Annotated in this window: 17 protein-coding genes and 1 tRNA gene; 14 read left to right on the top strand and 4 right to left on the bottom strand. The window is 55.5% G+C overall.

Features of this window, described 5'->3' with window-relative positions; genetic code table 11:
• Window positions 1-14: 14 nt before the first annotated feature.
• The 9 genes from ACSPHG_RS07530 to yejF all read left to right on the top strand — a co-directional run bounded on the left by ACSPHG_RS07530 (window position 15) and on the right by yejF (window position 11,813).
• Window positions 15-1,481, top strand: a complete 1,467-nt coding sequence (locus ACSPHG_RS07530) for a mannitol dehydrogenase family protein (protein WP_435952866.1) — start codon at window positions 15-17, stop codon at window positions 1,479-1,481.
• A gap of 120 nt (window positions 1,482-1,601) precedes the next feature.
• A complete protein-coding gene (locus ACSPHG_RS07525) occupies window positions 1,602-2,582 on the top strand; it encodes a CobW family GTP-binding protein (RefSeq protein WP_435952865.1) in 981 nt (326 codons plus the stop codon).
• Between the two features lie 44 nt (window positions 2,583-2,626).
• Window positions 2,627-3,331: a phosphatase PAP2 family protein gene (locus ACSPHG_RS07520; RefSeq protein WP_435955967.1), complete on the top strand. Its 705-nt coding sequence runs from the start codon at window positions 2,627-2,629 to the stop codon at window positions 3,329-3,331.
• A gap of 425 nt (window positions 3,332-3,756) precedes the next feature.
• Window positions 3,757-4,323 carry a bifunctional murein DD-endopeptidase/murein LD-carboxypeptidase gene (mepS, locus tag ACSPHG_RS07515; protein ID WP_435952864.1) on the top strand — a complete coding sequence of 189 codons (567 nt, stop codon included), beginning with the start codon at window positions 3,757-3,759 and terminating at the stop codon, window positions 4,321-4,323.
• Window positions 4,324-4,567: 244 nt separating this feature from the next.
• Window positions 4,568-6,154, top strand: a complete 1,587-nt coding sequence (locus ACSPHG_RS07510) for a cyclic di-GMP phosphodiesterase (RefSeq protein ID WP_435952863.1) — start codon at window positions 4,568-4,570, stop codon at window positions 6,152-6,154.
• A 136-nt stretch (window positions 6,155-6,290) separates the two neighbouring features.
• On the top strand, window positions 6,291-8,093 hold the full coding sequence (locus ACSPHG_RS07505) for an extracellular solute-binding protein (RefSeq protein ID WP_435955966.1): 1,803 nt from the start codon (window positions 6,291-6,293) through the stop codon (window positions 8,091-8,093).
• A 9-nt stretch (window positions 8,094-8,102) separates the two neighbouring features.
• On the top strand, window positions 8,103-9,200 hold the full coding sequence (locus ACSPHG_RS07500) for a microcin C ABC transporter permease YejB (RefSeq protein WP_435952862.1): 1,098 nt from the start codon (window positions 8,103-8,105) through the stop codon (window positions 9,198-9,200).
• Window positions 9,197-10,222, top strand: coding sequence for a microcin C ABC transporter permease (locus tag ACSPHG_RS07495; RefSeq protein WP_435952861.1), 1,026 nt, complete (start codon window positions 9,197-9,199; stop codon window positions 10,220-10,222). The genes ACSPHG_RS07500 and ACSPHG_RS07495 overlap by 4 nt, the downstream gene beginning before the upstream one ends.
• A gap of 1 nt (window position 10,223) precedes the next feature.
• On the top strand, window positions 10,224-11,813 hold the full coding sequence (yejF, locus tag ACSPHG_RS07490; RefSeq protein ID WP_435952860.1) for a microcin C ABC transporter ATP-binding protein YejF: 1,590 nt from the start codon (window positions 10,224-10,226) through the stop codon (window positions 11,811-11,813).
• Window positions 11,814-11,826: 13 nt separating this feature from the next.
• On the opposite strand, the gene ACSPHG_RS07485 is transcribed toward yejF, so the two are convergent.
• From ACSPHG_RS07485 to rsuA, 3 genes are all read right to left on the bottom strand, one after another.
• Window positions 11,827-12,171 carry a YejG family protein gene (locus ACSPHG_RS07485; protein ID WP_435952859.1) on the bottom strand — a complete coding sequence of 115 codons (345 nt, stop codon included), beginning with the start codon at window positions 12,169-12,171 and terminating at the stop codon, window positions 11,827-11,829.
• Between the two features lie 340 nt (window positions 12,172-12,511).
• The gene (locus ACSPHG_RS07480) at window positions 12,512-13,708 is read right to left on the bottom strand and encodes a Bcr/CflA family multidrug efflux MFS transporter (RefSeq protein ID WP_435952858.1); all 1,197 of its coding nucleotides are present in this window, start codon (window positions 13,706-13,708) and stop codon (window positions 12,512-12,514) included.
• A 15-nt stretch (window positions 13,709-13,723) separates the two neighbouring features.
• Window positions 13,724-14,431 carry a 16S rRNA pseudouridine(516) synthase RsuA gene (gene rsuA, locus ACSPHG_RS07475; RefSeq protein ID WP_435952857.1) on the bottom strand — a complete coding sequence of 236 codons (708 nt, stop codon included), beginning with the start codon at window positions 14,429-14,431 and terminating at the stop codon, window positions 13,724-13,726.
• A gap of 309 nt (window positions 14,432-14,740) precedes the next feature.
• Here rsuA and radD point away from each other — a divergent pair, with 309 nt between their 5' ends.
• Both radD and rplY read left to right on the top strand, forming a co-directional pair.
• Window positions 14,741-16,501 (top strand): DNA repair helicase RadD, encoded by a 1,761-nt coding sequence (radD, locus tag ACSPHG_RS07470; protein ID WP_435952856.1) that lies wholly within the window; start codon window positions 14,741-14,743, stop codon window positions 16,499-16,501.
• Window positions 16,502-16,626: 125 nt separating this feature from the next.
• Entirely contained in the window at window positions 16,627-16,911 is a 285-nt protein-coding gene (rplY, locus tag ACSPHG_RS07465) for a 50S ribosomal protein L25 (protein ID WP_139880295.1), read from the top strand.
• 121 nt (window positions 16,912-17,032) lie between these two features.
• On the opposite strand, the gene yejK is transcribed toward rplY, so the two are convergent.
• Window positions 17,033-18,040: a nucleoid-associated protein YejK gene (gene yejK / locus ACSPHG_RS07460; RefSeq protein ID WP_435952855.1), complete on the bottom strand. Its 1,008-nt coding sequence runs from the start codon at window positions 18,038-18,040 to the stop codon at window positions 17,033-17,035.
• 136 nt (window positions 18,041-18,176) lie between these two features.
• On the opposite strand from yejK, the gene ACSPHG_RS07455 reads away from it, so the two are divergent.
• The 3 genes from ACSPHG_RS07455 to ACSPHG_RS07445 all read left to right on the top strand — a co-directional run bounded on the left by ACSPHG_RS07455 (window position 18,177) and on the right by ACSPHG_RS07445 (window position 20,341).
• Entirely contained in the window at window positions 18,177-18,404 is a 228-nt protein-coding gene (locus tag ACSPHG_RS07455) for a YejL family protein (protein WP_435952854.1), read from the top strand.
• 19 nt (window positions 18,405-18,423) lie between these two features.
• The gene (gene yejM, locus ACSPHG_RS07450; RefSeq protein WP_435952853.1) at window positions 18,424-20,187 is read left to right on the top strand and encodes an LPS biosynthesis-modulating metalloenzyme YejM; all 1,764 of its coding nucleotides are present in this window, start codon (window positions 18,424-18,426) and stop codon (window positions 20,185-20,187) included.
• A gap of 77 nt (window positions 20,188-20,264) precedes the next feature.
• Window positions 20,265-20,341: transfer RNA gene (locus ACSPHG_RS07445), tRNA-Pro, on the top strand.
• Window positions 20,342-20,629 lie beyond the last annotated feature (288 nt).

Below are 20,629 nucleotides of genomic sequence, written 5' to 3'. Positions count from 1 at the left end.
AGGATTTGCATTTTATGAATACAATTGCTTCAGTCACGTTGCCGGACGGCGTTCAACTGCCGCGTTACGACCGCAGCGCGTTACAAACGCGCATTGTCCACTTTGGCTTCGGCGCCTTCCACCGGGCGCATCAGGCGCTGCTGACTGACCGGGTGCTCAACGCGCTTGGCGGCGACTGGGGTATCTGTGAAATCAGCCTGTTTAGCGGCGATAAGCTGATGAGCGCGCTGCGCGATCAGGATCATCTGTATACCGTGCTGGAAAAAGGGCGGGATGGAAATCAGGCTATCGTCATCGGCGCGGTTAAAGAGTGTCTGAACGCCAGGCTCGACGGGATGGACGCGATCATCGAGAAGTTCTGCGAGCCGCAGGTCGCCATCGTGTCGCTGACGGTCACCGAGAAAGGCTACTGCATCGATCCCGCTACCGGCAGGCTTGACGCGTCCAACGAACGGATCGTTCACGATCTTGAAAACCCGGCCGAGCCGCATTCGGTGCCCGGCATTTTAGTCGAGGCCTTAAACCGCCGCCGCGAACGCGGGCTACGCCCTTTCACCGTGCTTTCCTGCGATAACATTCCTGATAACGGCCACGTCGTGCGCAATGCGGCGATCGGCATGGCGGAAAAGCGCAGCCAGGAGCTGGCCGACTGGGTGCGCGAGCACGTGACGTTCCCAAGCACGATGGTTGACCGTATCGTGCCCGCCGCCACGCCTGAATCCCTGCAGGAAATCACTGACGTTATGGGCGTTGAAGATCCGTGCGCGATTTCAGGCGAGCCGTTTATTCAGTGGGTGATTGAAGATAACTTTGTTGCGGGCCGTCCGCAGTGGGAGGTCGCGGGCGTCGAAATGGTCGATGACGTGATGCCCTGGGAGCAAATGAAGCTGCGCATGCTCAACGGCAGCCACTCGTTCCTTGCCTGGCTTGGCTATCTGGCGGGCTATCAGCATATTAATGACTGCATGGCCGACGAGAATTTTTACCGCGCCGCCCACCGGCTTATGATGCAGGAACAGGCCCCGACCCTGCGCGTTACGGGCGTCGATTTGCGGCAGTATGCGCACAATCTTCTTGAGCGCTTCAGCAATCCGGCGCTACAGCATCGTACCTGGCAAATCGCCATGGACGGCAGTCAGAAGCTGCCGCAGCGGATGCTGGAAAGCGTGCGCTGGCACCTCCAGCAGGACGACGAGTGGCCTTGTCTGGCGCTGGGCGTTGCCGCGTGGATGCGCTATGTCAGCGGCGTTGACGACGCGGGACAGGCAATAGATATCCGCGATCCGCTGTCCGTGAAAATCAAAGGTCTGGTGGACGGCAGCGCTGAAGACGAGCGCGTTGCCGCCCTGCTTACCCTGACGGAAATCTTCGGCAGCGATCTGCCGGCCGACGAGCGATTTGTTAATAACGTCAGCGCGGCCTGGCAGCAGCTGGCCGCCAACGGTGCCCGTCAGGCGGTCGCCAGCCTCGTGAGTGAATAAATCAGTTACCCGCGCGCGGATTTTTTTAACGAAGTCCGCGCCGGGGCTTCTTTTTTTGCTTAATGTTGTTCAGGATAGCCATCGGCTTATATAAGCGTGAATGATATTTCCGGAGCGACTGTGACCAAAACCAACCTGATTACCGGCTTTCTTGGCAGCGGAAAAACCACCACTATCCTGCATCTGCTGGCGAATAAACCCTGCGATGAGAAGTGGGCGGTTCTGGTGAATGAGTTTGGCGAAGTGGGGATTGATGGTGCCCTGCTTGCCGACGGCGGCGCGCTGCTCAAGGAGATCCCCGGCGGCTGCATGTGCTGCGTGAATGGTTTACCGATGCAGGTCGGGCTAAATACGCTGCTGCGCCAGGGAAAGCCAGACCGTCTGCTTATCGAACCCACAGGCTTAGGCCACCCGAAACAAATCCTCGATATGCTTACCGCCGAAGTTTACCAGCCGTGGATTGACCTGCGGGCCACGCTTTGCCTGCTCGATCCGCGCTCGCTGTTAGACGATCGCGCCGTGAACAACGACAACTTCCGCGATCAGCTTGCTAGCGCGGATATCATCGTCGCTAATAAAAATGACCGCTCTACCGATGAAAGCCGCCGGGCCCTGGCCGAATGGCAGCAGTCGAACGCCGACGGGCGCGACGTGGTGCTGGCGGAAAATGGCCAAATTGACGTCAGCCTGCTGGATCTCCCGCGTCAAAACCTTCGCGAACTCCCGAGCAGCGCCGAACACAGCCATACGCACGAGGCCAACCGTGGTCTTGCCGCGCTTAGCTTACCGGGCCACCAGCGCTGGAGACGCAGCATAAACAGCGGCCAGGGTTACGTGGCCTGCGGCTGGATTTTTGATGCAGAGACGGTTTTTGATACGGTTGGCATTCTGGAGTGGGCCCGCCTCGCGCCGGTTAGCCGGGTAAAAGGCGTGTTGCGCATTGCGGAAGGCCTGGTGCGCATCAACCGCCAGGGCGACGATCTGCATATCGAAACGCAAGGCGTGGCACCACCCGACAGTCGTATCGAATTGATTAATAGCGAAGAGACGGACTGGAACAGCTTGCAAAGCGCTCTGTTGAGGCTACGTTTAAGTTTGTAAGACTACCCTCACCGACTTGTTAAAAGATATCGAAAATCTGCATGATGAAAATTCGCTTACCGCTGATTCTGTTACTGAACGCCCTTGGCCTGGCGCTTTTCTTTAGCTGGTACCTGCCTGAAAACCATGGCTTTTGGTTCTCAATCGACTCCAGTATTTTCCATTTTTTTAACGAAGAGCTGGTGAAGAGCCACACCTTCCTGGTTCTGGTTGCCGTGACGAATAACCGTATCTTTGACGGCATTTCCCTGCTGGCAATGGGCGCGCTGTTTTCCTGGTTCTGGTGGCACGAAACGCCTGCGGGGCGACGCCGCCTCGTGATTATGGGCGTCGTTATGCTGCTTACGGCAGTGGTGATAAACCAGCTGGGCCATTTGATTCCGGTTTCTCACGTCAGCCCGACGCTTTATTTCACCGATATTCATCGCGTGAGCGAGCTGCTGCATTTCCCAACCAAGGATGCATCGAAAGATAGTTTCCCTGGGGATCATGGCCTGATGCTGATTATTTTCACCGGCTTTATGCTGCGTTATTTTGGCAAATCCGCCTTCTTTATTGCGGTAATTATCTTCCTGATATTTGCCATGCCGCGCATCGTCATTGGCGCACACTGGTTTACCGATGTGTTTGTAGGGTCACTTTCTATCGCCCTGGTGGGCCTGCCGTGGGTGCTATTAACCCCACTCAGCGACTGGTTAATTAATAGCCTAAATCGCGCCATTCCCGGTAAACACAGAACAGTCTCTTAACATTAAATAAACATTGCCTAGCGCAAATTATCAGGGATCCCGAAAAGATCCCTGATTCATTTTTAATCACCACAATATATCGCCTGTTATTTGCACAGTAATATTTCCTAGATTTATGAATAACCTGCGCAGATTTCCAGCGCCCTTGGTTAACATACGAGCAAATTTACTTTTGTACTTTTAACATCACAAATTCTTATAAAAAAATGGTCAAAAAGCCTCGCCATGCCAGTGGTGATAGGGTAACCTCAGATACGTTTTGTGCTGCTAACCCAAATCATTTGCGATGTGAATAAATTTGTGCGTCATACCACACTTCTGTTCAAGGGGAATTGAATCGCTGCACATAGGTAATTAGTCTCGTCACGTTGGTAATTTTGTATAACGATTCGCATCGTTAAGGACATCAAGGGAAAATAAACAAAATGGTCAAATCTCAGCCTATTTTGAGATATATCTTGCGGGCAATTCCCGCTGTTGCTGTGGCAGTAATGCTTTCAGCATGTAGTTCGACTAACACCGCAAATATGCATTCTGAGACGCATGCAGTCGGCAATAAAGACAGTTTTTTACTGCAAGCCTCTCAGGATGAATTCGAAGAAATGGTCCGTAATGTAGATGTGAAATCACGTCTCATGGATCAATATGCTAGCTGGAAAGGCGTGCGTTACCGCCTTGGCGGTAGCACTAAAAAAGGCATCGATTGTTCTGCATTCGTGCAAACAACCTTCCGCGAACAGTTCGGAATGGATTTGCCTCGCTCTACCTATGAACAACAGGAAATGGGTAAATCCGTTTCACGCAGCAAGCTGCGCACCGGTGATTTAGTACTGTTCCGCGCCGGTTCTACGGGTCGTCACGTTGGCATCTATATTGGTAATAACCAGTTCGTGCATGCCTCTACCAGCAGTGGCGTAACGATTTCCAATATGGATGAACCGTACTGGAATAAGCGCTACAACGAAGCACGACGCGTATTAAGCCGCAGTTAATTCTCCTTACCGGTCGTTAATTCCCTTGGCGACCCTGACGAGACAAAATCCCAGAAACGCTGCCCCGGTAGCGTTTTTTTGTTGAGCAATCCGCCCCAAATCATTACCTTATGCCCAGCCATACACATTCATGAAAACTATAATTTACCGATGAAACTGTATGACGACGCCCCGGCATTTGCGTTATAGTCCAAAAAAACACAAATAAAGTCGTCCTCTCTTGCGCCAGCAGGAACCATTAGCCATGCCTTCAACGAAAATTTTTGCGCGCTATTTTTCCACCCCGAAGCAAATTGCTTCCTTCAGCATTTTGATTGGCCTGGCGGCGGCCCTGCTGCTCGGCGGCATTACCAGCCTGATGCTGCACCACAAGCGCGAAAACGGCTATAACGTTCTGACAGAAGACATTCACCGCTATTTAAACACTTTCTTCCACGACCTTAACGCGACCGCTAACAGCATCCAGCCTTTGACCGCTGCCGACTGCCACCTTGTTACCGGCGAACTGACCTCGCGTGCGGCATTTAACGTTAACGTCCGCGCCTTTGTCCTGGTTCGCAACGGTGAAGCCTACTGCTCATCCGCAACCGGTGCGATGAGCATGGCGATGAGCGACCTGGTGCCCGGCGTCGATCTCAATAAAAACGTCGAGCTTGCGATCATGACCGGCACGCCGATGATGCCCGGCAAGCCAACCATCGCCGCGTGGTTCAAGAACCCGGTGGTAGATGCCCGTGGGATTTTCACCACGCTCAACGTCAACTTAACGCCCTATCTGCTGTTTACCGCGCGCCAGGGCGATGTGCTTTCCATGGCGATTGTGGTCGGCGATAAAGCGCTTACCACCTATTCCCCGGAAGTCGTCAGCGTCAGCGACCTGCCGCCTCACCCTACCCGCACGGCGGCGCTGACCGATTACCCGATTAAGATTTACCTCTACGGCAAGCGGTGGCCGCTTGAGGATATTCAGCTGTCCATTCTGGCGGGCTTAATTTTTGGTTTAATAAGCGGCGTGCTGTGCAGCTATTTTCTTTCCGTCCGCATGCGGCCCGGAAAAGAGATCCTCAACGGCATTAAGCGCGGCCAGTTTTATGTGGTTTATCAACCGGTGGTTGACGCGCAGAATCTGCAAATGCAGGGCGTTGAGGCGCTCATGCGCTGGGAACATCCGACCGTTGGCATGATCCCGCCGGACGCCTTTATCGCTTTTGCCGAGGCGCAGCAGCAAATCGTTCCGTTAACGCAGCATCTGTTTGCCCTTATCGCCAGGGACGCTGTGCGGCTCCAGGAAGTGCTGCCACCCGGCGCGAAGCTTGGCGTCAACCTTGCGCCGAGCCACCTACACGCCCCGTCGTTTAAAGAGGATATCCTCGCGTTTGCCGCCTCGCTGCCTGCGCATCATTTCCAGATCGTGTTTGAAATTACCGAGCGCGACATGATCAAAGAAAAAGAGGCGATGAGCCTGTTCACCTGGCTGCACGAGCAGGGCTTTGAGATCGCCATCGATGATTTTGGCACCGGGCACAGCGCGCTTATCTACCTGGAACGCTTTACGCTGGACTATCTGAAAATTGACCGTGGCTTCGTGATTTCCATCGGCATGGAAACCGTCACCGCGCCGGTGCTTGACGCCGTGTTGACCCTGGCAAAACGCCTGAATATGGCAACGGTTGCAGAAGGCGTTGAAACGCGCGAGCAGGCCAAATGGCTTATCGAGCGCGGGGTAAACTTTTTGCAGGGCTACTATTTCAGCCGTCCATTGACGCTTGCCCAGCTTTTAAGCTGGAATCCGTCGCAAAATAGCCATAATGATCTGAAAGACGTCCATTAATTTCACAATCGCCGCCGTCTAACTTATGATTTACCATCATAGTGTTATCAAGCGGCGGGTTGATGACGGTTTTCGTTTCGGGATTGAAGCGATCGAGTTTTCCCGCCTTCAACAAGGACCGACCCGAACGATGTTAATGCGCGCCCTAATGCTGCTTTGCCTTAGCCTGTTTGCCGCCGCAAGCCAGGCGGAAAACATCAAAGAAAGCTACTCCTTTGCGGTCCTTGGAGAGCCGAAATACGCCATCAACTTCACCCAGTTCGATTACGTTAATCCTGCCGCGCCCAAGGGCGGAAACATTACGCTTTCCGCCATCGGTACCTTTGATAACTTCAACCGTTACGCGCTGCGCGGTAATCCGGGCGTGCGCACCGAAACCCTTTATGATTCGCTTTTCACCACCTCCGACGACGAACCGGGCAGCTATTATCCGCTGGTAGGCGAAATGGCGCGCTACCCTGAAAACTTTGCCTGGGCAGAAATAGAAATTAATCCGCGCGCGCGTTTTCACGACGGTACCCCAATTACCGCCAACGACGTTGCTTTCACCTTTAATAAGTTTATGACCGAGGGCGTGCCGCAGTTTCGCCTGATCTACAAAGGCGCTAGCGTCAAGGCTATCGCGCCGCTCACGGTGCGCATCGAGCTGGCGCAGCCCAGCAAGGAACGGATGCTCGGGCTGTTTTCACTGCCGGTTTTCCCGCAGAAGTTCTGGAAAGATCATAAACTCAGCGAGCCGCTCTCAGCGCCGCCGCTCGCCAGCGGGCCGTACAAAATCACCGCCTGGCGCATGGGCCAGTACATTACCTATTCACGCGTGCGCGATTACTGGGCCGCTAACCTGCCGGTAAACCGCGGGCGCTGGAACTTCGATTCCATTCGCTACGACTACTATCTCGATGACAACGTGGCCTTTGAAGCCTTCAAGGCCGGCGCCTTTGATTTCCGTGCCGAAAGCTCGGCAAAAAACTGGGCGACGCGCTACGTCGGCAAAAATTTTGCCAATCACTTTATCGTTAAAGAAGAGCTGAAAAACGATGCGGCGCAGGACGCGCGCTGGCTGGCGTTTAACATCCAGCGGCCGATCTTTGCCGACCGCAAGGTTCGCGAGGCGGTAGGCCTGGCGTTTGATTTTGAGTGGATGAACAAAGCGCTGTTTTACGGAGCCTACAGCCGCGCAAACAGCTACTTCCAGAATACCGAGTACGCGGCGCGTAACTACCCCGATGCGGACGAGCTGACCCTGCTCGCCCCGCTGAAAAAAGATCTGCCGCCGGAGGTGTTTACCACCATCTATAACCCGCCCAAATCGGACGCTCGCGGTTTTGACCGGGGCAATCTGTTAAAAGCGCTCGCCCTGCTCAAAGAAGCGGGATGGGAGCTGAAGAACCAGAAGCTGATTAACGTCAAAACCGGCAGGCCGTTTACTTTCGAACTGCTGATCGGCACGACCGGTAATATCCAGTGGGTGCTGCCCTTCCAGCACAACCTGGAGCGCCTCGGCATCAATATGCAAATCCGCCAGGTGGACAACTCGCAGCTCACCAATCGCCTGCGCAACCGCGACTACGACATGATGCCAACGCTCTACAGCGCGATGCCCTATCCGAGCACCGACGTGCAGATTGCCTGGGCCTCGGAATACGTTGACTCCACCTACAACGCACCGGGCGTTAAAAGCCCGGTGATTGATAATCTGGTCAATCAGATAGTCGCCAACCAGGGCAATAAGCAGAAGCTGCTGCCGCTGGGCCGGGCGCTGGATCGCGTGCTGACATGGAATTACTACATGATCCCAATGTGGTACATGACGGCAGACCGCTACGCCTGGTGGAACAAATTCTCCAAGCCCGCGATTCGTCCGTTGTACACCTCCGGTTTTGATACCTGGTGGTATGACGTTAACAAGGCCGCGCAGCTGCCTGCGCAGCGCCGCTAAGGGGATCTCGTGGGAAGCTATCTGCTCAGGCGTTTATTGCTTATCGTCCCGACCCTTTGGGCGATCATCACCATCAACTTTTTTATCGTGCAAATCGCCCCCGGCGGCCCGGTTGACCAGGCGATTGCCAATATTCAGTTTGGGCACGGCTCGGGCATACCCGGCGTCAGCGCGGACAGCATGGGCAGCGGTCACGCCCGGCTGGGGGTCAGCAACGGCACGGATAACCAGTATCGCGGCGCGCGCGGGCTGGACCCGGAGGTTATAGCGGAAATCACCCACCGCTACGGCTTTGACAAACCCCTGCACGAACGCTATTTCAAAATGCTCTGGGATTACGTGCGCTTTGACTTCGGCAACAGCCTGTTCCGCAGCGCCTCGGTGCTGCATCTGATCAAAGAAAGCCTGCCGGTCTCCATCTCGCTTGGCCTGTGGAGCACATTAATCATCTACGTGGTGTCTATCCCGCTCGGCATCCGCAAGGCGGTTAGCAACGGCAGCAGTTTTGATATCTGGAGCAGCACCTTTATCATCGTCGGCTACGCCATTCCGGCCTTCCTGTTCGCGATACTGCTGATCGTGCTGTTTGCCGGCGGCAGCTACCTGGACTGGTTCCCGCTGCGCGGGCTGGTTTCCACCAACTTCGATACCCTGCCGTGGTACGGGAAAATCACCGACTATCTCTGGCACATCACGCTGCCGGTTCTTGCAACCGTCGTTGGCGGGTTTGCGACGCTGACCATGCTGACCAAAAATTCGTTTCTGGATGAAATCCGCAAGCAGTACGTGGTGACCGCGCGGGCCAAGGGGCTGGACGAGAAAAAAATTCTTTACCGCCACGTGTTCCGCAACGCCATGCTGCTGGTCATCGCCGGGTTTCCGGCCACCTTTATCAGCATGTTCTTCACGGGTTCGGTGCTTATCGAAGTCATCTTCTCCCTGAACGGGCTTGGCCTGCTGGGCTACGACTCGACGATTTCCCGCGACTACCCGGTGATGTTCGGCACGCTGTATATCTTTACGCTGATTGGCCTGCTGCTGAATATCCTCAGCGATATCACCTACACCTTTGTTGACCCACGTATCGATTTTGAGGGGCGAGGATGAGCCGTTTAAGCCCGATGAACCAGGCCCGCTGGGCGCGGTTTCGTCACAACCGACGCGGCTACTGGTCGCTGTGGATTTTTGCCGTTTTATTCGCACTCAGTCTGTGTTCCGAATTGGTCGCCAACGACCGCCCGCTGGTGGTGCACTATCAGGACCGCCTCTACTTCCCGGTGTTATTCAACTACAGCGAAAGCGACTTTGGCGGGCCGCTCGCCACCGCCGCAGACTACCAGGACCCGTGGCTTGCCGGGCATCTAAGCCGCGACGGCTGGACTTTGTGGGCACCGATCCGCTTTGGGGATAACGCCATTAATTACGCCACCAGCGTCCCCTTCCCTTCTCCGCCGAGCAGCCAGAACTGGCTGGGCACCGACGCCAACGGCGGCGACGTGCTGGCCCGCCTGCTTTACGGCACGCGCATTTCGATTCTTTTTGGGCTGATGCTGACGCTGTTTTCAAGCGTGATAGGCATTCTGGCGGGCGCGGCCCAGGGCTATTACGGCGGCAAAATCGACCTCTGGGGGCAGCGTTTTATCGAAGTGTGGTCCGGCATGCCGACCCTGTTCCTGATTATCCTGCTTTCAAGCGTCGTGCAGCCCAACTTCTGGTGGCTGCTGGGCATCACCGTGCTGTTCGGCTGGATGAGCCTGGTGAGCGTGGTGCGCGCGGAGTTTCTACGGACGCGCAACTTCGACTACATCCGCGCCGCGCAGGCGATGGGCGTCGGCGACTGGGCCATTATGACCCGCCACATGCTGCCCAACGCCATGGTCGCCACGCTGACGTTTCTGCCGTTCATTCTCTGTGGGTCGATAACCACGCTCACCTCGCTGGATTTCCTCGGCTTCGGCCTGCCGCTGGGGTCGCCTTCGCTGGGTGAACTTCTGCTACAGGGTAAAAACAATCTTCAGGCACCGTGGCTGGGCATTACCGCCTTTGTGTATCTGGCGATTCTTTTAACCCTGTTAATTTTTATTGGCGAAGCGGTGCGCGACGCCTTCGATCCGAGTAAGGCGCACTGAGATGACGACTCCGCTACTCTCCATAAATAATCTGTCCGTCGCTTTTCGCCAGGGCGAGGTCACCCGCCAGGTGGTTGACGGCCTGTCGCTAAAAATTGAGGCCGGGGAAACGCTCGCCCTGGTCGGTGAGTCAGGCTCCGGAAAGAGCGTGACGGCGCTGTCGGTGCTGCGCCTGCTCCCTACCCCGCCGGTGGTTTACCCAACGGGTGAAATTTACTTTAAGGGTCAGGAGCTGCTGCGCGCGCCGGAAAAAATGCTGCGCGGCATTCGCGGCAATAAGATCGCGATGATATTCCAGGAGCCGATGGTGTCGCTTAACCCGCTGCACAGCATCGAAAAACAGCTTTACGAGGTGCTCTCTTTGCACCGTGGAATGCGCCGGGAAGCCGCGCGGGCTGAAATGCTCACCTGCCTGGATCGCGTGGGTATCCGCAGCGCGGCAACGCGGCTGAAGGATTTTCCGCACCAGCTTTCCGGCGGCGAACGCCAGCGCGTGATGATCGCCATGGCGCTGCTCACCCGCCCGGAGCTGCTGATCGCCGACGAGCCGACAACCGCGCTGGACGTCACCGTGCAGGCGCAAATCCTGCAGCTGCTAAAAGAGCTGAAGCAGGAGCTGAACATGGGCCTGCTGTTTATTACCCATAACCTCGGCATCGTGCGGCAGCTGGCGGACAATATTGCCGTTATGCGCTACGGCAAATGCGTCGAGCAAAACCAAGCCACGGCGCTGCTGAACGCGCCGCAGCATGCTTACACCCAGCAGCTTCTGGCCGCCGAACCGAGCGGCGATCCCTGGCCGCTGGACGACGGGCGCCCGCCGCTGTTAACGGTGGAAAATCTTGAAGTCGCCTTCCCCATTCGCCGTGGCCTGCTAAAGAAAACGGTGGGCTATAGCTACGGCATTAAGGGGCTGAGCTTTTCGCTGCGCCCGGGGGAATGCGTTGGGCTGGTGGGGGAATCCGGTTCAGGGAAAAGCACGACCGGGCTTGCGCTGCTGCGGCTTATCCGCTCCAGCGGCAGCATCTGGTTTGACGGCCACCCGCTGCACGATCTCAGCCGTAAAAAGCTGCTTCCGCTCCGCCATCGTATTCAGGTCGTTTTTCAGGATCCCAACTCGGCGTTAAACCCGCGACTGGACGTTTTGCAGATCGTCGAAGAAGGCCTGCGGATTCACCATCCGGATCTGAGCACCGCCGATCGAGAAAAGCGCGTTATCGCGGCTTTAAGCGAGGTTGGTTTAGATCCTGAAACCCGCCACCGCTATCCTGCGGAATTTTCCGGTGGCCAGCGCCAGCGTATCGCGATCGCCCGCGCGCTGATCCTCCAGCCCGAGCTGATCGTTCTTGATGAGCCAACCTCGTCGCTGGACAGATCCGTGCAGGCGCAGATTTTAGCCCTGCTGAAGTCGCTGCAGGAAAAGCACCGGCTGGCGTACATTTTCATCAGCCACGACCTGAAGGTCGTGAAGTCGCTGTGTCACCAGGTGATTGTTTTACGGCGGGGGGAAGTTGTCGAACAGGGTGAATGTCAGAAGGTTTTTGCAGCACCGCAGGCAGAGTACACTCGCCAGCTTCTGGCGCTGGCCTGAGACTTCAGAGCGGTTAGAAAGGATTTGCGCTGGAGAATGACTCGGCGATCGCTACGCCAAAGTTTTTCAGGCGGCAGGTCGCGGCAGGCTCATCCTGGCGGCTGACAAACAGGCACGGCTCGCCTTCGCATTCAACGACCGAGCTTGCCACTTCGATGTCGCTCAGCGCCTGGCTAAGTTTATGCATAATTGGCCACGCCTGTTCGCCGTCTTCGCTCAGCAGCTTCAGCCCGATAAGGCAGTTATCAGCGCTCTGCGCATTTTGCGGAATCGGTTCAACCTTCGAACCTGCAAAACCCGCCGACCAGCGATAGCTTTGCGGCAGGCGGTGGATAATGGAAAGCTGTAACGTATTCAAAATCGTGTCCCCGAAGAAATTCATACCAAAGTATTACATCAATAGTTTACACAAAGGTTAACACAATGTTGATAAATTGCGCATGAACAACCGGTAAACTGCTTACATCCGCTGTAATCATTTATTTATTTTTACATTTCTAACGCATTATTTGTGCGCTCGCGCACGCGTTTCGGCGCTATATGTAACGCTTTCTGGGATCTAACTCAACCTTTTTAACTACAAAATTGTGACTTTCCGTTGTTGCGGCGTTTACATTCCAGAAACAAATTGTAGGGGCTGGCGGGGAAATTTCTTTGATTTGGATTAGTAAACGGGCACACGGGGTACCCGTTTCGGATTATGCTGCTGTTTTTCGCGGACGGCTTGCGTAGACGTAGAACGCTATTGAGCAGGTAGCGCACACGAAGATGGACCAGATCATAGGCCATGCGGTGTTAAATGTTGCAATGGAAAGCAGCGCGCCTGTCAAAGCGCCGATGCCAAAACGGAAGGTGCCCGCAAGCGACGACGCGGTGCCCGCCATGTGCGGAAACTCGTCCAAAATCACCGCCATCGCGTTTGATGACACCATCGACACGCAGCCAACAAATGCCGCCACGCCCAGCACCAGCGCCCAGAAACCAAAATCAAACTGGCTGCTGATAACCAGCCAGATTGCCATCGCGAACTGCACATAAAGGCCGGTGCGAAACATATTCAGCGCGCCAACGCGGCGCACGAAGCGGCTATTTATGATCGTCATAATGAATAAGAACAATATGTTGATCGCAAAATAGTAGCCGAAGTGCTGTGGCGCAACGTGGTTAAGCTCGATGTAAACAAACGGCCCGGCGCTTAAGAACGAAAACATACCCGCAAAGCTAAAGCCGCTCGCCAGCATGTAGCTAAGCACGCGCTTGTGGCGGAACAGCGTCGCGAAGTTGCCGATCGTCGTGCGCAGATGGAACTTCTGGCGGCGTTCAACCGGCAGCGTTTCATGGATAAGGAAGAAGATCATCGCCGAGGCCAGCAGAGCCGCGATGGCGAGGATCCAGAAAATATAGTGCCAGCTAAACCACACCAGCACCGCCCCGCCCACCATAGGCGCAATCAGCGGCGCAATGGTGGTGATCAGCATGACGAAGGACATCATGCGCGAGAACTCTTCCTTCGGGTAGATATCGCGCATCAGGGCGTTGATTACCACGCTTGCCGCCGCGGCGGACAGGCCGTGCACGAAACGCATCCAGATCAGATGATCGATGGTCTGTGACAGCGCGCAGGCGATGGCCGCCACCGCAAAGACCAGCGTACCGCCAAGCACGACCGGCTTGCGCCCGATGCTGTCTGCCATTGGGCCATAAAACAGCTGGCCAATCGCAAAGCCGAGAATGTAGGTGCTGAGCGTCATCTGCGCGCTGCCCGCAGGCACGCCAAATTCGCTCGCGATAACCGGCAGGGCCGGCAGGTACATATCAATCGACAGCGGCATCAGCATGGCCAACAGGCCAAGAATCACAACAATCCCGATAGACGAGTTCTGCTTGGTACTCAACGGTAACTCCTGAAGTTAGCTTTTCGGCATGCCGACGCTGGCAATTTCCTGCTCGGTCAACGGACGGTATTCGCCCGGCTCAAGATCGTCATCCAGCGCGATTTCGCCGATGCGTTCACGGTGCAGGCCAATCACGCGGTTCCCCACGGCGGCAAACATGCGTTTCACCTGGTGGTAGCGGCCTTCGCTGATGGTCAGGCGCACTTCCGTCGGGGTGATGACTTCGAGGGTGGCCGGTTTGGTGAGATCTTTTTCATTATGCAGCTGAACGCCGTGCGCAAACTGCTCGGCGGTATCGTCAGCAACGGGGGACTCCAGCGTTACCAGGTAGGTCTTTTCGCAGTGATGGCGTGGCGAAGTGATGCGGTGCGACCACTGGCCGTCGTCGGTCATTAACACCAGGCCGGTGGTGTCGATGTCCAGACGCCCCGCCGCGTGCAGCTTGTGCGCCACCGGCACGTCGAGGAAATAGAGCACGGTTGGGTGATCCGGGTCTTCCGTGGAGCACACGTAGCCCTGCGGCTTGTTGAGCATGAAATAGCGTGGGCCATTTTGCTGATCAAGGGGGTTGCCGTCGAACTCAACCTGATGTTCTGGATTGAGTTTAAAGGAGGCGTCGCGCACCACTTCGCCGTCGATGGTGATGCGCTGAGCGCGAATTTCACGGCCAGCAATCGCACGGCTCACGCCGAGCTGCTGAGAAATAAATTTATCGAGTCGCATTAAATCTTGCCTGTTTCATGGAGGTACCAGCTGAACATAAACTGGCAGGGCATCTTTGCCTTTCTTTGAAGCATTACTCTAAATAATTCGAGTTGTAGCCAGGCAGCAAGGGAGCTTATCCCGATGAGCTTACTAAGGTAAGTGATTCGGGTAAGTGAGTGCCGCCAATGCCGCTACAACTTGAAGTATGGCGAGTAAAATGATTTGCCTGTTAATTGTTTGCCAGTATAGCGACAACAAAAACTCTCTCAAGTTAAAACCCTGATTCGTGCCATAATCTGCGCAGATGTTTCCAGAATTTTAAAGCCGATGTCTTTTACCTTACGCCCCTATCAGCAAGAAGCGGTGGATGCCACCCTCGCCCATTTTCGAAAACACCTCGAACCGGCCGTTATCGTGCTGCCGACCGGTGCCGGGAAAAGCCTGGTTATCGCAGAGCTGGCGCGCATTGCCCGCGGGCGCGTGTTGGTACTCGCTCACGTCAAAGAGCTGGTCGCCCAAAACCACGCTAAATACCGCGCGCTGGGGCTTGAGGCGGATATTTTTGCCGCAGGCCTCCAGCGCAAAGAGAGCCACGGCAAGGTGGTGTTCGGCAGCGTGCAGTCTGTCGCACGCAATCTCGAGCAGTTTCACGGTGAGTTTTCGCTGCTGATTGTCGATGAGTGCCACCGCATTGGCGAATCTGACGACAGCCAGTATCAGCAGATTCTTGCCCACCTGCGCGCCGCCAACCCTAAGCTGCGCCTTCTGGGGCTGACCGCAACCCCCTACCGGCTGGGCAAGGGTTGGATTTACCACTTCCACTATCACGGCATGGTGCGCGGCGATGAGAAGGCCCTGTTCCGCGACTGCATCTACGAGCTGCCGCTGCGCTACATGATCAAGCACGGCTACCTCACCCCGCCGGAAAGGCTGGATATGCCCGTGGTGCAATATGATTTCAGCCGCCTGCAGGCACGGTCCAACGGGCTTTTCAGCGAGGACGACCTGAACCGCGAGCTAAAGCAGCAAAAGCGTATCACCCCGCATATCATCACCCAGATCGTAGAATTTGCCGCCGACCGGCGCGGCGTGATGATTTTTGCCGCCACCGTCGAGCACGCGAAAGAGATTACCGCCCTGCTGCCCGCCAGCGACGCGGCGCTGATTACCGCCGATACGCCCGGACCCGCGCGCGATACGCTTATCGAGGCGTTCAAAAATCAGCAGTTCCGTTTCCTGGTTAACGTTTCGGTGCTCACCACGGGCTTTGACGCGCCGCACGTGGATTTGATTGCCATCCTGCGCCCGACCGAATCAGTAAGTCTTTACCAACAGATCGTCGGGCGCGGGCTTCGGCTTGCGCCCGGTAAGACCGACTGCCTGATTCTGGACTACGCGGGAAATCCGCACGATCTCTTCACGCCGGAGGTCGGCAACGCCAAGGGCAAAAGTGACAACGTGCCGGTGCAGGTTTTCTGCCCGTCATGCGGCTTCGCCAACACCTTTTGGGGCAAAACCACCGCCGACGGGACGATAATCGAACACTTTGGTCGCCGCTGTCAGGGCTGGTTCGAAGATGATGAGGGTCATCGCGAGCAGTGCGATTACCGATTCCGCTTCAAAAACTGCCCGAACTGCAACGCTGAAAACGATATTGCCGCCCGCCGCTGCCACCAGTGCGATCACGTGCTGGTCGACCCGGACGATATGCTGAAGGCGGCGTTAAAGCTTAAAGATGCGCTGGTGCTGCGCTGTAGCGGCATGGATTTACAGCAGGGCAGCGATGCGAAAGGCGACTGGCTGAAAATCACCTATTACGACGAGGACGGTGCTGATGTAAGTGAGCGCTTCCGTCTGCATACGCCAGCCCAGAAAATGGCCTTCGAGCAGCTGTTCATTCGCCCGCACAGCCGCGCGCCGGGCGTACCGCTGCGCTGGATCACCGTCGCCGACGTTGTGGCCCAGCAGGCGCTGTTACGGCACCCTGATTTCGTGGTCGCGCGTAAAAACGGCAACTTCTGGAACGTGCGGGAAAAAGTGTTCGATTACGAGGGGCGCTTCCGTCGCGCAAATGAATTGCGCGGCTGAGGCACTTTTCATTGCCGATATCTTGAGGAATGGCTATAATGCCGCCCGCTTTTGCATCCGCAAAGCAGATCACTTACCTGTTGCTGGGTCGCCTGTAACAGGATTATTTAAGAGAGAAACAGTTAATGTTTACTATCAATGTAGAAAAACGCAAAGAGCAGGGCAAGGGTGCGAGCCGCCGCCTGCGTGCAGCTAACAAATTCCCGGCAATCATCTATGGTGGTTCCGAAGCTGCAATCTCTATCGAACTGGACCACGACTCCGTAATGAACCTGCAGGCTAAACCAGGTTTCTACGAAGAAGTTCTGACTCTGGTTGTTGACGGTACAGAAGTAAAAGTGAAGGTTCAGGCTGTTCAGCGTCACCCGTTCAAGCCAAAACTGTCTCACATCGACTTCGTTCGCGCTTAATCGCGAATTGAGTTCGAAAAAAAACCCGCTTCGGCGGGTTTTTTGTTTTCTGCTGGGCGGGAAAGCGTCGGATAGCGCATTCGCTTATCCGACCTACAATCTTACCCAATCTTTAGCTGACCTATTTGCCCGAACTACGGCGCTGAAGCTGGTCGCGCAGGTTTGGCGGCGTGCCTTTGATGGTCAGGGTGTCCGTTGCCGGGTCCCAGAAAATGCGCTCGCCTAACAGCATGGCGTCGAAGTTAATCGTCAGTCCGCCGCCGCTGCCGGCATATTTGGTCAGCTGGCGCAGCGTGCTGCGGTCTGCCGGGAAGCTCTCTTCCAGCTCGTAGCCCTTTTCCGCCGTAAACTCTTTGAAGTTCTTATCGTCAACGGCCCACGGCAGTTCGTCCGCAAGGGATGACAGCTCGATCTCTTCACCGGCCTGCAGCTGTTCGTTGCAGTAGGCGTAAACCTGCTGGCGCGCGGTCTGGCGCTCGTTTTTATCGAGCTGCGCTTCGTTGGTGAAGTCGTCCAGCGCCTGCAACAGCCCCTTGTTCTGTGCTTTGGCGTTCAGGCCTTCGCTGGCACCGAGGAAGTCCATAAAGAAGTCGGACACCTTGCGGCCCACGCGGCCCCGCAGGAAGGTCAGGTAGCGCGTCGATTCCGGATTGGTTTCCCATTCGGTCAGGTCAACGCGCGCGACGATATCTGCGTGGTTGATGTCGAGATAATGGGTAGAGCTGATATCCAGCTCTTCGTTGACGCGCATGCTGCTGAGGTTATTCAGCACCGCCACCAGCAAATACTCTACCGCCAGGTAACGATAGTGGCAAAACAGCACGATGCCGCCGTCGGCAAACGGATATTTCGCCAGCTCGTCGCGCAAACGCCCGGTAGCCGCACGGCTAAAGGCGAGGAAATCCTCGTCGCCGCGACGCTGCGCGCGCAGCGCTTCGGCTAATTCACTCTCTTCGCTAAACAACCCGTATGCTTTATTTTTTGCGCTATAAACACGGTGAAGCTCAGCCATCATCTCTTCTACGGCACCGTTCGTTGCCAGTAGGGAATCGCGCAGCACCACTTCAAGCGTCTCTTCACCGCGCTTGATTAACTGGTGCAGGGCAATCTGGTTGATATCCAGACTCATGATAAACTCTCCTTTTAGACCGGGCGGTATTCAACCACTGCCGGAAGCCTTGTGCAATAGAAGATAAAAAAGCAGAAAAAAAGGTCTTCCTACGGTAAGATAACGCCCTTTCCTGAACCTAACTGATTGTTAATTTATGCCACAAACATCCCGCTATAGTGACGAACGCGTCGAAGAACTGTTGACTGAACTGGCCGGCGTGCTGGAAAAACACCATACGCCTACCGATCTCTCCCTGATGGTATTGGGGAATATGGTCACTAACCTGATCAACACCAGCGTGGCTTCTGCTCAACGCCGCACGCTGGCTCGCTCTTTCGCAGAGGCGCTGCAGGCTTCTGTGAGCGAAGATCAAGCTCATTAAGGGATTGTAGCAACGAGTTATGGTGACTAACCGTCAGCGCTACCGCGAAAAAGTCTCCCAGATGGTCAGTTGGGGACACTGGTTCGCCCTGTTCAATATCCTGCTGGCCACGCTGCTGGGTAGCCGCTATCTGTTTGTCGCCGACTGGCCGACAACGCTCACCGGGCGCATCTATTCGTACCTGAGCGTTATCGGGCATTTCAGCTTTTTGGTGTTTGCCGCCTACCTGCTGATTCTTTTCCCGCTCACCTTTGTCGTTATGTCTCAGCGCCTGATGCGCTTTTTATCGGCGGCCTTTGCCACCGCGGGCATGACGCTGCTGCTTATCGACAGCGAAGTCTTTACCCGTTTCCACCTCCATCTCAACCCTATCGTCTGGGAACTGGTGATTAACCCCGACCAGAGCGAAATGGCGCGCGACTGGCAGCTGATGTTTATCAGCGTGCCCGTTATCCTGCTCATTGAGATGCTGTTTGCGACCTGGAGCTGGCAGAAACTGCGCAGCCTTGGGAGGCGCAGACACTACGCCAAGCCTGTCGTTGCGCTGTTCTTTATCGCCTTCTTCAGCAGCCATATTATGTACATCTGGGCCGATGCGAATTTCTATCGCCCGATTACCATGCAGCGCGCCAACCTGCCGCTGGCCTATCCAATGACCGCGCGTCGCTTCCTTGAGAAGCACGGCCTGCTGGATGCGAAAGAATACCAGCGCCGCCTGGTGGAACAGGGCAACCCGGAAGCGGTTTCCGTCCAGTATCCGCTCAGCAATCTGCAGTTTAACGATATGGGCACCGGACATAACGTTCTGCTGATCACGGTCGACGGCCTGAACGCCTCGCGCTTTGCGAAAGATCTCCCTGCCCTCAATGAATTTGCGAGCAGCAATATCAACTTCACGCAGCACATGAGCGCGGGGAACGGCACCGACAACGGCATCTTCGGCCTGTTCTACGGTATCTCCCCGGCCTATATGGACGGCGTGCTGTCGGCGCGCATTCCGGCCGCGTTGATTACCGCGTTAAACCAGCAGGGCTACCAGCTTGGCCTGTTCGCCTCCGACGGCTTCAACTCGTCGATGTACCGCCAGGCACTGCTGTCTGATTTCTCACTGCCATCGGCCAAGAGCCAGTCGGACAGCCAGACCGCATCGCAGTGGATAAACTGGCTGAATCAGTACGCCTCTGAAGATAATCGCTGGTTCTCATGGATTGCCTTTAACGGTACAAATATCGACGGCGACAGCAACAAGCAGGACTTTACCCGCCGCTATGCGCGCGCCGCGCACAGCGTGGATAAACAGATTCAGGAAGTACTGGGCGCGCTGAAAGCCTCCGGCAAGCTGGAAAACACCGTGGTTATCGTGACCGCCGGGCACGGCGTGCCGCTGGGCGACGAGCGTGATTCTTTCGCCTGGGATCGTTCACGCATCCAGGTTCCGCTCGTGATTCACTGGCCGGGCACGCCTGCGCAAACCATCAGCAAGCTCACCGACCACCAGGACGTAATGACCACGCTGATGCAGCGCCTGCTGCATGTGAAGACGCCAGCGAATGAATATTCCCAGGGTGAAGACCTGTTCGCCGCCACCCGCCATAACAACTGGGTTGTAGGTGCGGATAACAACAGCCTGGCGATCACCATGCCGCAGATGACGCTGGTGCTGGATAATAACGGCAACTACCGCATCTACGACCTGCAGGGCGAGCGTGTGGAAGAAACCAAGCCGCAGCTCGGCCTGCTGCTGCAGGTGTTAACCGATGAGAAACGCTTTATCGCCAACTGATCGTATGTTTATTAATCACTTGGCGCGGTACGGCCTTGCAAAGGCCGGCAAAAAAGGTAATATTTTTCTCCTGTTGTCGGCGCGTAGCGCAGCCTGGTAGCGCATCGTCATGGGGTGGCGAGGGTCGAGAGTTCAAATCTCTCCGCGCCGACCAATCCATCCCGAAGAACCAGCCTTTATGGCTGGTTTTTTTATGCCTGTTATTTCCCCTCCCCCGCCCGCCGCGCCTTAAAATAAGTGGCGATCTTTCTTAAGAAATAAATGATGTGAGTTTAATCCCGGATTCATTCAGATAATCATCAAAAATGCTTAAATAAATTCATCAAGGAAATGTCATTAATAAGCATATTCACGAAAAGAATAGGAAAGCACTTAATATACTCAACACTTTGTATTTTAAGGAAATTAAAGGTATCGTTATAGGTCAACGTTATACTTTGTA

Origin of the sequence: Dryocola baronae (assembly GCF_051297175.1) — a bacterium.
In the GTDB taxonomy this organism is placed as follows: domain Bacteria; phylum Pseudomonadota; class Gammaproteobacteria; order Enterobacterales; family Enterobacteriaceae; genus Dryocola.
The sequence above is the reverse complement of the archived record's forward strand: the minus strand, read 5'-3'. Positions and strand labels throughout refer to the sequence as shown.